We start from the raw sequence: 12,776 nt of genomic DNA, 5'->3' as shown, positions 1-12,776 counted from the left end.
GGACCTCGTTTTTGAGACAAAGAATTTTGGCGATATTATGCATGCGGTTCAAAGATCGCGCGTCGGGGTGACGCGCGGCACCCCCGACGCGCGAAGCGAGACCGCGGCCGGGGCGAGGGGCGGCGGGCCGGTACCAGACCGAGCCGGCGACTGTCAGGCCGCCCGCAAGAAAATAGATAACGGAATAAAAAAGCAGATGACCAACTCGACCACCAGGGTGAATGACCGAAAACGCGCCGTCACGGGCGCACGCTGGGCTGCGGGCCTCGTCCTCGCGCTGGCCGCGTGGAGTGCGCAGGCTCAGTCGGAACAGCCACTTTTAGCGCTCGACGTGCAAGGCAAGATCGGCAAGACCACCGATGCCGCGCACAAGACATACCGCCTCACCGAAGCTCAACTGCTCGCGCTGCCGGTCCATTCGATCACGACCTCGACCACGTGGACGCCGCGCTCCACCTTCACAGGACCGCTGCTGGCGGATATTCTGAAGACCGTCGGCGCATATGGCAGCCAGGTCGAGATCCATACGCTCGACGACTATACCTACACCATTCCGGTGTCGGACTGCGATCGCTATGGCGTGGTCGTTGCGTACAGCATGAACGGCCGGCGTCTGAAGATCAGCGACTTCGGGCCGCTGTTCCTTATCTATCCGCGCGATGCGTTTCCGGATGAACTCACGGGCGCCTCGGGCGATTCGAAATTCGTATGGCAGATCAAGGCCCTCATCGTCAAATAATGCGCCATCCGTGGCGCCGTGCCCTCTACGTGCTGATCTGGCTGACCGCGCTCGCGGCGCCGGTCGGCGCGATCGGCTATCTGTTGTACGCGAATCTGCTCAACCCGCGCGCCACCGAGCAGTTGACCGGCTCGTACGACGGCTTCTACTGGGACGCCGCGCAACTGCAAATCGCTTACGCGCGCTTCGAGAATCAGTTGCTGCTGTATCAGTCGGGTGTCGACGACGACTATCAGCGGCTCATGCTGCGTTACCAGTTGCTGCAATCCAAGCTGCACGTGATGGCCGGCTCGACGCGCCGGCTGACTACCCAGCTCTCGCTGCTGCAAAGGCAATTGGACGAAATCCATGCGCTCGATCAGTTGCTGGGCGGCATCGAACCCGAAGTCGACGCGCTGCCGAAAGACCGCAGCCAGGCCAACCGGATCGTCGCGCAACTGCGCCAGCACTGGAACGAGGTCAACGATCTCGCGCTGAGCCGCCGTTTCGCCGACGTCGCCGATCGCGAAGCGATGAACCGCGACTTCATCGACAAGCGCCGCATCCTGTTCGCCGGCGGCATGCTGCTGCTGTTGCTGTCGGCGGCGGCGACGCTGCTGCTCGTGCTGAACGGACGGCGCCGGACGCGCCTGATGCATCAGCAGCACGCGGCGCTCGAAGCCGAGCACCAGGCGAGCCGCGCCGCGCGCGAGGCGAGCCATGCGAAGGACGCGTTTCTCGGCATGATCAGCCACGAACTGCGCACGCCGTTGCATGCGATCGTGTCGTCGATCGAATTGCTGGGCTTCAACTATCACTCCGAGGCAGACCGCAAGGTGATCCAGCGGCTCGAAACCGCGGCGCGGCATCTCGAGGCACAGATGAAAGATCTGACCGACTACGCGCGCCTCGGCGCCGGCAAGCTCGAGTTGCGTCACGAGCATTTCGAGCCGCGCGAACTGCTGGCGTCGATCGTCGATGAACATGCGATGTCGGCCGCCGCGCGCGGTCTACAACTGGAGAGCGAGGCGAGCGGCATGAGCGGTCTCGTCGATTCCGATCCGCACCGCATCCGCCAGATCGTCAACAACCTCGTCACCAACGCGATCCGCTATACCGAGACCGGCACGGTGCGCGTGCAGTTGCGGCAGCGGCCGGCGATGCTGGTTTTCGTCGTCAGCGATACCGGGCCTGGCGTGCCGCATGCGCAGATTCCGCTCATCTTCCAGGAGTTCACTCAACTGGACGCGTCGCGCACGCGCCGCTTCGAAGGCGCGGGCATGGGGCTGACGATCGTGCAGGGGCTGGTCAAACTGTTCGGCGGCACCGTCGAGGTGGCGAGCAAGGTCGGCGAGGGCACCACCTTCACCGTGACGATTCCGGTTACGCCGGTCGCGGCTGCGCAGCCGCAGAGTGTGGCGGCGCGCGCCGAGCCAGGTGGTGGCGCGCGTCCGTGCGTGCTGATCGTCGACGACAACCGCCTGATCCGCGAGTCGCTCAGCGAAATGATCGCGCACATGAATTTCGACGCGCACGCCGTCGCCAATGCCGACGATGCGCTCGCCTGGCTCGACACGCGCCGTTGCGACGTGGTGTTGCTCGATCTGCATATGCCCGAGCGCGACGGCTATACGTTTCTCGCGGACTTCGCCACGCGGGGCGGGCCGTCCGCGGGTGTGCCGGTGATCGTGGTCAGCGCGTATGCGCCGGAGGAGGAAGTAGCCGGAGGGGCGGGACAAGGAGAAGCCGGCTCGCAGCCGTTCTTCGAAGCGTTATTAAAGCCGGTACATTACGAGGAGCTCCGCAACGCGTTGCAGCGGGCTTTGGCTTCGCGGCATACGGTGTGATGCGAAGCGTGGGCGGCCGGGCGAAGGTGGGCATCAACCTGAGCACACGCCTTCAGCCGTTTGCCGGCGCGGGTGGATCCGCTTAAGGCCGGTTCAGCCGCTTCGACAGATCGGCGACCAGGATCGCCATGCGCGCGGGCTTTTCATAGCACGCGACGTCGTAATTGCGGATCACCTGGCTGATCTCCGATTCGCTGGCCTTGCCGGTCAGCAATTCGCCAGTCAGCACGAAGATCGGCGCGTCCGGATTTTCCGAGGCGCGCACCGCGCGAATCGCGTTCGCCGAAGTCTGAGCGCCGAACAGCCAGTCGATCACGATGCCGTCGAACACCTGGCTTTGCAACTGGTCGGCAAAGGCCGCGAGTCCGTAGATCGCCACCGCCGCGAAGCCGCTGCGCTCCAGATAGTCGCGCAGGTTGTCGGCACTGGCCTGATCGTCGTCGACCACCGCGATGGTCGGCTTGTCGGTTTCGGCGCGGCGCGGATAGATCTCGATCTTGTGAACTTCGTACGCGCTCTGGTAAAGCGTACCGTCGTGGCGTGCCACGCGCCATTGACCGAGCCGGGAGTACGCGACGAATTCGGGGCGGCTGCCCGCCTCGAGCGCGGCGCCGACCCAGGCCGTGCAGGCCAGTTCGATCGCGCCGATGCTGAACACGGCTTCCTGGGCGATCGCGCCGACCATGCCCGGATCGAGCGATTGCGCGCCGAACAGCTGGGCGGCCGGTTCGCCGAACACCTCGGCGACCTTCTTGATCTGCGAGAGCGTCCACGGGCTGTTGCCGCGCAACTTGCGGTGCCCCTGTGAAAAACTCAGATCGAGGATGCGGCACAGCTCCGTGGTCTGCTGGCGTTTGCCGATTCCGTGCCGGCTCATCAACTCGCGCACGCGCTCGGCGACTGCGATGGAGTCAGGTGAGTTTGTTTCGTTGGCCATACTGCGTGAGAATCCGCCGTCTTAAAGGGTACTGGGGAGTGCGATACGACAGGCGCAGCGCGGCCATGCACATTCAATGCGCAAAGACGCGGCGTCGCAGGGGACAGCAAATGTACCGTAAAAAGTATCGCAATCTGTAGTTTTGTACGACCGCCGTCGAGCCCGTCCGCGCGAGAGTCGGCAAGGACCGGTTTGGCGATCTTTTTATGCATTGAGCATCAATGTATTTTACCGATGAAACCTCGCTGCATCTGAAGAGAAATATGTCGCCCGATGCCAGCCGCCCGAAAACCTCTAACCAGCAGACATCGTGCCGAGCTTCGCCGCCGAGTTTTTCAGGCCTTTGAAAATCCGCTCGGCGACCTTGGCCGGAAAGCGTTCGGGCAATTCCGCCGAGACCCGCTCGATCACGCCGGGCGTCTGTTCGATCAACCGCTGGATCAGCGGTTCCGCGTCCGCGCCGTACGAGCACTTCAGCGCCATGGTGTTGAAGTGGCGCCGCTGCACGTCGCGAAACGCGTCGTGCTTGCTGCGCGACCACATGCCCATGGCTAGCCTCGCCTTGAACCATGACCACTGGTTCGGGCCGCTGCCTTCCACCGGCCAGATCGACATCACGTCGTAAAGCGGCGTGAGGCGGTAGTGGCCGCCCGCCAGCAGGCGGATGCTGAAGTTCTTGGCGTGGCCGTCCGGCGCCGCCAGCATCCAGAACAGAATCTGGCTTGCCAGCAACGTTTCGATGTCCTGCCGCGCCTCGACCGATTGCTGCAGAATTCGCGCGAGGTCGAGCACGCCCGGGCCGCCTTCGTTTTCGTATTTGCGATGCGACGGCACGCCGTACACCTGGCAGAAATCTTCCTGTGGCAGACGCAGCAGCCATTGCCCGCTCGAATGCATTTGCCGGTCGAAGCGCTCGACGCTCAACACCCGCTGCTTGCCGAACGTCATGATCTCCGAGTTGGCGACCGGCAGCCCATAGGCGCGCAGAATCCGCAGGCAGAGCCACTCGTTTTCAACCGAGGTGCTGAGGTCGGCGAGCTTGTTGCCGACCAGGCCGAGCGGTAACTTGAAAATGTGCGTGGTGGGCGTGGCGCCATGCGGCCGCTGCCACTTGCCGTCGTGCCACAGCAGCGCCGTTTTCTCCTGCGCGCCGGCGAGCGAGATGCGGAAGTCGTCCGTCTCGTCCGGAGCGCCGAGCGCGGGGTTGCTGACCGTGCGCGCCAGCATGGCCTCGATCTCGCCGTCCGTGAGCGGCGTGCCCTCGATCCGTTCGACGCCTTGCGGCGCGTCGTCTTCGGCGAGCAACTGCACGGCGCCCACGCAATCGCGGCCGATGGCTTGCAGCAGATCGAACGCATCGAGCGTCTCGGTCTGGTAGCGTTGGCCGATGCGTTTTCTGATCGCCTCGCTGTCCGGCAACAGGTTGTCGAAATAGTTGAGGACGCGCGGGCCTTTTTGCGCCAGGTTGCCCGGCGTGAACGGCAGCGACAGCGACAGCGGCCGTCCCGCGGGCGAGGCGACCCACGCGGGATCGTAGGCGAACTCCATGGGCCCGCGAGCGGGCAGGCGCCAGACGCCGACGCGCTCGCCGTTGGCCCATACCGATAGCGCACGTGAGTGAGTTTGGCGGCCCATGCTCACCACTCGATCAACGGCGCCGGGCCCGGCAGCGCCTGGCTCTTGTCGCGCAACTGCAATTGCAGGCCGTAGACGCCGCACAAGGCCAGCAATTGTGCGAGGGTGAGGGGGGCGGCGTCGGTTTCGAAGGCCGAAATGCGGCTCTGGCTGACGCCGATCCGCGCGGCGGCCTCGGCCTGCGTGAGGCCGGCTTGCCGCCGGCTGGCGGCAAGCAGCTGGGCCATCTGGTCCGGCGTGGCGATGAGGTGGAGCATGGCAGATTATCCGCGACACGAATAAATGCACTTTATGCGTCACACGAATATTTGTCAAATACTCATGTGACGCATATTTTACGTATATCTGTTTGGCGAATAAAATGCAGATATCTGTGTGGCGAATAAACGGCGTGAATGGCATGAGAGCCCTGCGGACGCGCTTCAACGCGCTCACACGGTCGGTCTTCGGGCACAGCGGCATTGCGGACAACCGGGCCGCCTGCGAAGATTACGCCCACACTTAAAACCTGCCTGCCCGATGACCACGACTTACCCGTTGCACGCGAGCCTCACTTCCGCCGACCAGGTGTTCCCGAAACATGCCGATGTGGTGATCGCCGGCGCCGGCATCATGGGCTGCGCCGCCGCTTACTATTTGGCGCGCCGTGGCCTTTCGGTGGTCGTGCTCGACAAATCGCGGATCGCCGGTCAGCAGTCGTCGCGGGCGTGGGGATTCGTGCGCCAGCAGGGCCGCGAATCCGCCGAAGTGCCGCTGATGATGGCCGGCATCCCGATGTGGAAAAAACTCGAGAGCGAGCTGAATTTCGATCTCGAATGGCGTCAGGGCGGCTGTCTGTACGTGGCGACCGGCGAGGAGGACTGGACCTCGTTCCAGCAATGGATGGACGTCGCCCGTCAGCATGGGCTCGATACGCGCACGCTCGACCGCAAGCAGATCGACACGGTCGTGACCGGCATGCACGCTCCGGCGCTCGGCGGCCTCTACACGCCGAGCGATGGCCAGGCGGAACCGCGTCGCGCCGCGGCCGCTTTCGCGGCGCGGGCGGCGGAGGCCGGCGCGCTCTTTTTCGAAGGCTGCGGCGTGATCGGCGTGGAGCGCGCGGGCGGTGCGATTGCCGGCGTGGTCACCGAGCGCGGCACGCTGCGCACCTCGCGCTTCATCTGCGCGGCCGGCGCCAGCAGCTGGCGTCTGCTCAAAACGCTCGGGCTCGAACTGCCGCAGCAGGCGGTGCGCGGCACCTGCATGCGCACCAATCCGCTGCCGCGCATCAGCGCGTCGACGTTCTGGGGTCACGGCCTCGGCGTGCGGCAGCGCGCGAACGGCGCGATCAATCTCGCCGACGACATGCAGGTCGACGTCGACATGACGCTCGGCCATTTCCGCGCGCTCAAGTGGTTCCTGCCCGAGTTGTGGGCGCAGCGCGAGAAGTTCAGCTTCCACCTGAACGGCGCATGTCTGCGTGATCTGCGCGAGCGTTTGCCGGGCGGCGTGTCGAAACACGAACGTGTGCTGCATCCGCGTGATCCGCATCCGCAGCCGAACGTGGGCCATGCGCCCCGGGCGTTGAAAAAACTGCGCGCCTTGTTCCCCGCGTTGAAAGACGCGCAGGTGGTCGAATCGTGGGCCGGTCTGATCGACGTGCTGCCCGACGGCATTCCGGTGATCGACGCGCCGCCGCAGGTCAGCGGGTTGACGATCGCCACCGGCTTTTGCGGTCACGGTTTCGCGATGGGGCCGATCGTCGGCAAGCTGCTCGCGGAATTGAACGATGGCGGCCAGGCGTCGCTCGATCTGTCGGCGTTCCGCCTGCAGCGTTTCTTCGACGGCACGATGCAACGGCCTCGCAGCATGCTGTAAAACGCTTCTGTCTCAATCTTCCTCCCGCACCACCAATGAACGAACCGACCTTGCGCCACGCCGGCGTGCCGTACTACACGCAATGGGGCAGCCCCGACTGGGTTGGTCGGATCGTCGAGCAGCACGGCGATCCGTGCGCCGATCCCGGCTGGCAGCGCAGCGGCTTCTCCGATCCCGAGCGTTACCGCTTCTGGGCCAAGCGCCTGTGCGGCCTGACGTGCCTCGAGTCGGCGCTCGACTATTGGCGCATCGAACACGCACCGCGCGCCGCGCTGCTCGACGAAGCGTTGCGGCATGGCGTGTACCGCATGCGCGAGGATGGCGGCGTCGACGGTTTGATCTACCGGCCGTTTGCCGATTGGGTGGCCGACGCGTTCGGCGTTCAGGTCGACGTGCTGCCGCAGGCGTCCATCGAAGACATGGCCGCGCGCCTGAACGCCGAGACGCTGGCGATCGTCTCCGTGAGCCCCGAAATCCGCTATCCCGAGCGGCCCAATCAGCGCCAAGGCGGCCATCTGATCCTGCTGCACGGACGCGGCCGCGATGGCGTGTGGTTTCACAATCCCTCGGGCATCGCGCCGCATCAGGCCGATGTGTATCTGCCGTTCGAAACCATGGTGCGTTTCTACGCCGGGCGCGGCATGACGCTCAGCCGGATCGCGCGCTAGGCGCGACGTGCGGCGGGTGGGGCGTCCGGTGGGCGCGATGTTCGGGCCCGTTTTCTGCTGGATAGCCGGTACCGACTTCTGCGCTACCGGAACCGCCATGAAACGAACCTACGCCCTCCTTGCCGCCAGCTTGATGGCTCTTGGCTCCGCCGCCTCGGCGGACGCTGCCAGCCGCGACGATCAGGCCAAGGCCTGCCGTGGCGACGCCATGCATTTCTGCGCCGCCGACATTCCCAACGAAGACAAGATCACCGCCTGCATGAAGCAGCACGTCGATGAACTCAGCCCAGCGTGCCGCGCGATGTTCAAGGGTGGCAAGAAGGGCGGCGACAAAGACACGTCGCAGTGATGGCGGCGCGGCTGGTTTTGGGTTCAGCCTGGCTTCAATGTATGGCCACGCGCGCGGCTGAGCAGGCTGTGTCGAAACGATCTTCAACCGCGCGCTAACGCGCCCGTCGTCGCGCGACTTACCGCCGCGCTTTCCCGATCCGGCCCCAGGGCGCGCGCGGCGTCGTAGAATCGCTTGTCCTCGACTCCCGGAGCCGCCGCGTGCCTGATTCGCCCAAGCCGGAGCCACGTCCGCCGCGCTTCCGTTTGTCGCGCCGCGCCCGCACGCCCTGGCAGGCGCCGCGCGCCCGCACGCTGTTCACGCGGCCCGCGGCGTCGCCGCAGCGCATGCTGCTGCATCGCATCTATCTGGTGGTCGGCCTGTGCGTGCTCGCCTTCGCCGTGCTCTACATCGATCGGGACGGCTTGCGCGACGCTAACCGCAAAGTCCTCGGCATCATCGATTTGATGTACTTCACGATGGTGACCGTGGCCACCGTCGGCTACGGCGACATCGTGCCGGTGACCGCCCGCGCGCGGCTCATCGACGCCTTTTTCATCGTGCCGATCCGCATCGTCATCTGGTTCGTGTTTCTCGGCACCGCCTATCAGTTCGTCATTCAACGCGTCATCGAGGAATTCCGCATGAAACGCCTGCAAAAGCAGTTGCGCGATCACGTCGTGATTTGCGGCTACGGATTGAGCGGTTCGGTCGCGGTGCGCGAGTTGCTGGAAAGCGGTTTCGCCGCGGAATCGATCGTCGTGATCGATCCGCAGCAGGCGGCGCTCGAAGCGGCCACGGGGCTCGGCGTCGCCGGCCTGCTCGGCGATCCGTCGCGCGAAGATCTGTTGCAGCAGGCGCAGGTGCATATTGCCCGCGCGATCATCATTGCCGTCACCGACGACGCCACCGCGATCCTGCTCACGCTGACCGTGCGCAGCGTCGCGCCGCAGGCCAAGATCGTCGTGCGGATTCAGGAGCAGACCTATCAGCGCCAGTTGCGCCAGGCCGGCGCGAACGTGATCGTCTCGTCGACCAAGATCGGCGGTTTGCTGCTCGCCGACGCGGTCGACAGCGAATACATCGTGCCCTTCGTGAACGATCTTTTGTCGGCACGCGGCCGCGTCAATTTGGTCGAACGTCAGGCGACGGCGCAGGAAGTCGGCCGCTGGAGCAATGCGTTGCCGGGCGCGGTGGTGGTCGGCCTGGTGCGCGCGGGACGCGTGCTGTCGTTTTACGAAGACGAGCCGTGTCCAATCGAGGCGGGCGATCTGCTGATGGTGATCCAATCGTCGCGCCGGCCGAACGAAACGCCCGCCGCCTGCTAGCCCATACGAACTCAACCTTCTGCCAAGGACTGGAACGACCTGCCCATGACCCACCCGACCACGCAGACTTTCGACGCCGCCGCGACCACGCGGCTGATTCCCTATGCCGCGCTAGTCGGCGCACTCAAGCGCGCGACGATCGACTACGCGCAACAGCGCATCGCGAGTCCCGAGCGGCTCGTCGTGCCGCTCAACGAAGACGGCATCATGCTGTCGATGCCCGCCACCGCGCCCGACCTCGCGATCCACAAGCTGGTCAACGTGTGCCCGGGCAACGGCGCGCGCGGCCTGCCGACCATCCACGGCAAAGTGATGGCATTCGACGCCGACACCGGCGAGACGCTCTTCATCCTCGACGGCCCGACCGTGACGGGACGCCGCACGGCGGCGATCTCGATGCTCGGCGTCGACACCTTCGCCGCCGGCACGCCGCGCGAATTCCTGTTGATCGGCACCGGCACGCAGGCGCTCAACCATCTGGAGGCGATCGGCGAACTGTTTCCCGACGCGCGCGTGTGGGTGAAGGGCAGTGCGCCCGCGCGCGCCGAGGCGTTTTGCGCCGCGCATCGGGACAAGGCGCGCGATCTTCAACCGCTGATGCAACCCGGCGCCACGATCCCCGATTCAGTCGACGTGGTGATCGCGCTGACCACGAGCAGACAGCCCGTCTACGACGAAGCGGCGCGCGCGGAGCGGCTCGTGATCGGCGTCGGCGCATTCACGCCGGCGATGGTCGAGATCGGCGCGCGCACCCTCGGCGGCAGCGCGCTTTTCGTCGATGATGAAGCGGGCGCCCGCCACGAAGCCGGCGACTTCATTCAGGCGGGCGTAGACTGGGCTCAGGTCGGCGGCATCGCCTCGGTGCTCGACAATCCAGCGTTGTTGCCGCAAAAAAAACCGGTCGTATTTAAAAGCGTCGGCTGTGCGGCGTGGGATCTGGCAGCGTGCCGCGTGGCGCGCGAGACGTTGTCAGGTGGTTGAAGGCTTGCCGAAAAATCGTGCGTGAGAGGGCCGCGTGAGCGGCCTGCGAGCGTGCTTTGCAACAGCATAGGGCGCGTGGCTCGCGCACATTGAAAAAGGCCTTGAAAACAGGCCTTTACGGCGTCCGGTTGGCATATTGCGCTAACCTGAGGCACATGTCGCCGTGCAAACAATCTCAAAACGTTGCACCATAGGCGTTTGCCAGAAAAAGTGCCGGTCCGCCGGCACGGCGCTGCTGCTTTTTTCTGCCCGTTGACCGACGCCTTATCCATCACGACGCTGCGACCGCGCTATGACGACCCACCACGCTTCTGCCACTCCCGACCTGCCGCTCGACATGATCATCTTCGGCGGCACCGGCGACCTGTCGTTTCGCAAGCTGCTGCCCGCGCTCTACATGGCGCATCTGCACTGCAATCTGCCGCCGGACACCCGCATTCTCACGATCGGCCGCAAGCCCTGGTCGCGCGAGGAGTACATCAACGAATTCATGGAACTGAAGGCGAAGCCCTTCATCGAAAAGAAAGCATTCGATGCCGGCGCCTGGGACAAATTTCTCGCGCTGTTCGAATACGTGCGCATGGACGTCGATTCGGTCGAAGACTATCAGCGCCTGAAAGAAGTGTCGCGTGAAGGCGTGCGCCGCGTGTTCTATCTCGCGACGTCGCCGGATCTGTTCACGAATATCTGCGACAACCTCTCGGCGGCGGGACTGGTGGACGCCAACTCACGCATCGTGCTCGAGAAGCCGCTGGGTCACGATCTGGCCTCCGCGCAGGAAATCAACACGGCGGTCGGCAAGCATTTCAGCGAAGCGCAGATCTACCGGATCGACCACTACCTCGGCAAGGAAACCGTGCAGAACCTGATGGTGCTGCGCTTCGGCAATCCGATTTTCGGCCCGCTGTGGCAAGCGCCGTATATCAAGAGCGTGCAGATTACGGTGGCGGAGACGGTCGGCGTGGGCAGCCGTGCGGGCTTCTACGATAAAACCGGCGCGCTGCGCGACATGGTGCAGAACCACTTGCTGCAATTGCTGTGCATCGTCGCGATGGAGCCGCCGGTGTCGCTCGACCCGGACGCGGTCCGCGACGAAAAGCTCAAGGTGCTGCGCTCGCTGCGGCCCATGACGCCCGAGGACATCGTGCGCGATACCGTGCGCGGCCAGTACACTGCGGGCGCGGTGGATGGCGAGGCCGTGAAGGGTTATCAGGAAGAAGACAATGTGCCGGCGGGCAGCCGCGCCGAAACCTTCGTCGCATTGCGCGCGCATATCAACAACTGGCGCTGGGCACACGTGCCGTTTTTCCTGCGCACCGGCAAGCGGATGCAGAAGAAGGTGTCGGAGATCGTCATTGAATTCGCCGAACTGCCGTTCTCGATCTTTCCGAAGGGCGGTCGCAATTACGGCAATCGTCTGGTGATCCAGTTGCAGCCGGAAGAATCGATCCAGTTGCAGGTGCTCGCGAAAGAGCCGGGCAGCGGCATGCATATGCTGCCGGTGAATCTGAATCTGGATTTGCAGCAGGCCTTCACCGAGCGTCGCGCGGAAGCGTATGAGCGCTTGCTGATCGACGTGATTCGCGGACGCCTCACGCATTTCATGCGGCGCGACGAACTCGAAGCGGCATGGGCGTGGGCCGAACCGATTCTGGAAGGCTGGGGTAAATCGGGCGAAAAGCCGCGCGGTTATACGGCTGGCACGTTTGGACCGGCGGCATCCACGGCGCTGATGGCGCGCGAAAATGCCGTGTGGGCGGAAGAGTCGCAATAAGCTTTGCTTCAGCGCTAGATGGAGATGGCCCGCATTTGCTGGCGGGCCACAAAGTTGGCACCCCGAAGCCTATCGCCTGCTGGACAGGTGCTTCCATGCGACTACGCTTGTGAATACAACAACAACGGCCGCGATCAGATAGCCCGAAACGATGAGGATAAAGTTAGTCCACGCCTCGATATCGTAGGCATCGGGCATCCAGTCGGGATACAGCGAACGCAGCAGGCGTCTCACGAAGTCCGCGAGCCATAGCGGTATTTCAAACGAAAGCTGTTGCGATCCCCAAGCGAGTGCTGTGCCCAATGCCAACCATACTGCGAGCGTGCTAGCGCACCATCGAAGCAATCGTGCATGTCTCATCGGCCATGTGCTCGGCAATAAAATCTCTTAGCCCGCCGAAGCGCCCACCCGATTGCCGATCCACGATGTAGTAGGTGCCGGGAGGAATCGGGCCGACATCCACATCGGCCACTTCGTCCGGGTTGTCCCGGCCTATCTTCTGCCCTGAGTAAGCCTCGACCTGGCCGAAGCCGGAGCAGACCAACTGCGAAGTCTCTTTTCGATTGAGTGTGAAGCTACAGAACACAGGCATCGTTTTTTTTCGTAGTGGAGAAAGACTCCTTCTAGCATTGCTCTTGCGGGCTTGTATATAGGACGATTTATTCTTGACGAAGTTTTACACTGGACGATTCCATGCGCA

The 12,776-nt window shown here is 64.1% G+C and carries 12 protein-coding genes; 8 read left to right on the top strand and 4 right to left on the bottom strand.

Features of this window, described 5'->3' with window-relative positions; genetic code table 11:
* Positions 1–196 precede the first annotated feature (196 nt).
* Both P0D73_RS24255 and P0D73_RS24250 read left to right on the top strand, forming a co-directional pair.
* A complete protein-coding gene (locus tag P0D73_RS24255; RefSeq protein ID WP_132382900.1) occupies positions 197–739 on the top strand; it encodes a putative pterin-binding protein in 543 nt (180 codons plus the stop codon).
* Complete coding sequence (locus tag P0D73_RS24250; protein WP_408433075.1) at positions 709–2,565, top strand: ATP-binding protein; 1,857 nt, start codon at positions 709–711, stop codon at positions 2,563–2,565. The genes P0D73_RS24255 and P0D73_RS24250 overlap by 31 nt, the downstream gene beginning before the upstream one ends.
* Before the next feature lie 82 nt (positions 2,566–2,647).
* On the opposite strand, the gene P0D73_RS24245 is transcribed toward P0D73_RS24250, so the two are convergent.
* The 3 genes from P0D73_RS24245 to P0D73_RS24235 all read right to left on the bottom strand — a co-directional run bounded on the left by P0D73_RS24245 (position 2,648) and on the right by P0D73_RS24235 (position 5,394).
* On the bottom strand, positions 2,648–3,502 hold the full coding sequence (locus tag P0D73_RS24245; RefSeq protein ID WP_132382904.1) for a helix-turn-helix domain-containing protein: 855 nt from the start codon (positions 3,500–3,502) through the stop codon (positions 2,648–2,650).
* A 294-nt stretch (positions 3,503–3,796) separates the two neighbouring features.
* Positions 3,797–5,137: a type II toxin-antitoxin system HipA family toxin gene (locus P0D73_RS24240; RefSeq protein ID WP_408433073.1), complete on the bottom strand. Its 1,341-nt coding sequence runs from the start codon at positions 5,135–5,137 to the stop codon at positions 3,797–3,799.
* Between the two features lie 2 nt (positions 5,138–5,139).
* Complete coding sequence (locus P0D73_RS24235; protein WP_408433071.1) at positions 5,140–5,394, bottom strand: helix-turn-helix domain-containing protein; 255 nt, start codon at positions 5,392–5,394, stop codon at positions 5,140–5,142.
* Positions 5,395–5,656: 262 nt separating this feature from the next.
* Here P0D73_RS24235 and P0D73_RS24230 point away from each other — a divergent pair, with 262 nt between their 5' ends.
* From P0D73_RS24230 to zwf, 6 genes are all read left to right on the top strand, one after another.
* Positions 5,657–6,997 carry an NAD(P)/FAD-dependent oxidoreductase gene (locus P0D73_RS24230; RefSeq protein WP_408433069.1) on the top strand — a complete coding sequence of 447 codons (1,341 nt, stop codon included), beginning with the start codon at positions 5,657–5,659 and terminating at the stop codon, positions 6,995–6,997.
* Positions 6,998–7,032: 35 nt separating this feature from the next.
* On the top strand, positions 7,033–7,665 hold the full coding sequence (locus P0D73_RS24225) for a cysteine peptidase family C39 domain-containing protein (RefSeq protein WP_408286010.1): 633 nt from the start codon (positions 7,033–7,035) through the stop codon (positions 7,663–7,665).
* 97 nt (positions 7,666–7,762) lie between these two features.
* Complete coding sequence (locus tag P0D73_RS24220; RefSeq protein WP_132382914.1) at positions 7,763–8,014, top strand: hypothetical protein; 252 nt, start codon at positions 7,763–7,765, stop codon at positions 8,012–8,014.
* 200 nt (positions 8,015–8,214) lie between these two features.
* Positions 8,215–9,321: a potassium channel family protein gene (locus P0D73_RS24215; protein ID WP_408433067.1), complete on the top strand. Its 1,107-nt coding sequence runs from the start codon at positions 8,215–8,217 to the stop codon at positions 9,319–9,321.
* A 45-nt stretch (positions 9,322–9,366) separates the two neighbouring features.
* Positions 9,367–10,302, top strand: a complete 936-nt coding sequence (gene lhpI / locus P0D73_RS24210) for a bifunctional Delta(1)-pyrroline-2-carboxylate/Delta(1)-piperideine-2-carboxylate reductase (protein ID WP_408433065.1) — start codon at positions 9,367–9,369, stop codon at positions 10,300–10,302.
* Positions 10,303–10,594: 292 nt separating this feature from the next.
* Positions 10,595–12,076: a glucose-6-phosphate dehydrogenase gene (zwf, locus tag P0D73_RS24205; protein ID WP_408178393.1), complete on the top strand. Its 1,482-nt coding sequence runs from the start codon at positions 10,595–10,597 to the stop codon at positions 12,074–12,076.
* 325 nt (positions 12,077–12,401) lie between these two features.
* Here zwf and P0D73_RS24200 read toward each other — a convergent pair whose 3' ends face one another.
* On the bottom strand, positions 12,402–12,668 hold the full coding sequence (locus P0D73_RS24200; protein WP_408433063.1) for a tlde1 domain-containing protein: 267 nt from the start codon (positions 12,666–12,668) through the stop codon (positions 12,402–12,404).
* Between the last annotated feature and the right edge of the window lie 108 nt (positions 12,669–12,776).

This window comes from Paraburkholderia sp. RL18-101-BIB-B (assembly GCF_046026985.1).
Lineage (GTDB): Bacteria > Pseudomonadota > Gammaproteobacteria > Burkholderiales > Burkholderiaceae > Paraburkholderia.
The sequence above is the reverse complement of the archived record's forward strand: the minus strand, read 5'-3'. Positions and strand labels throughout refer to the sequence as shown.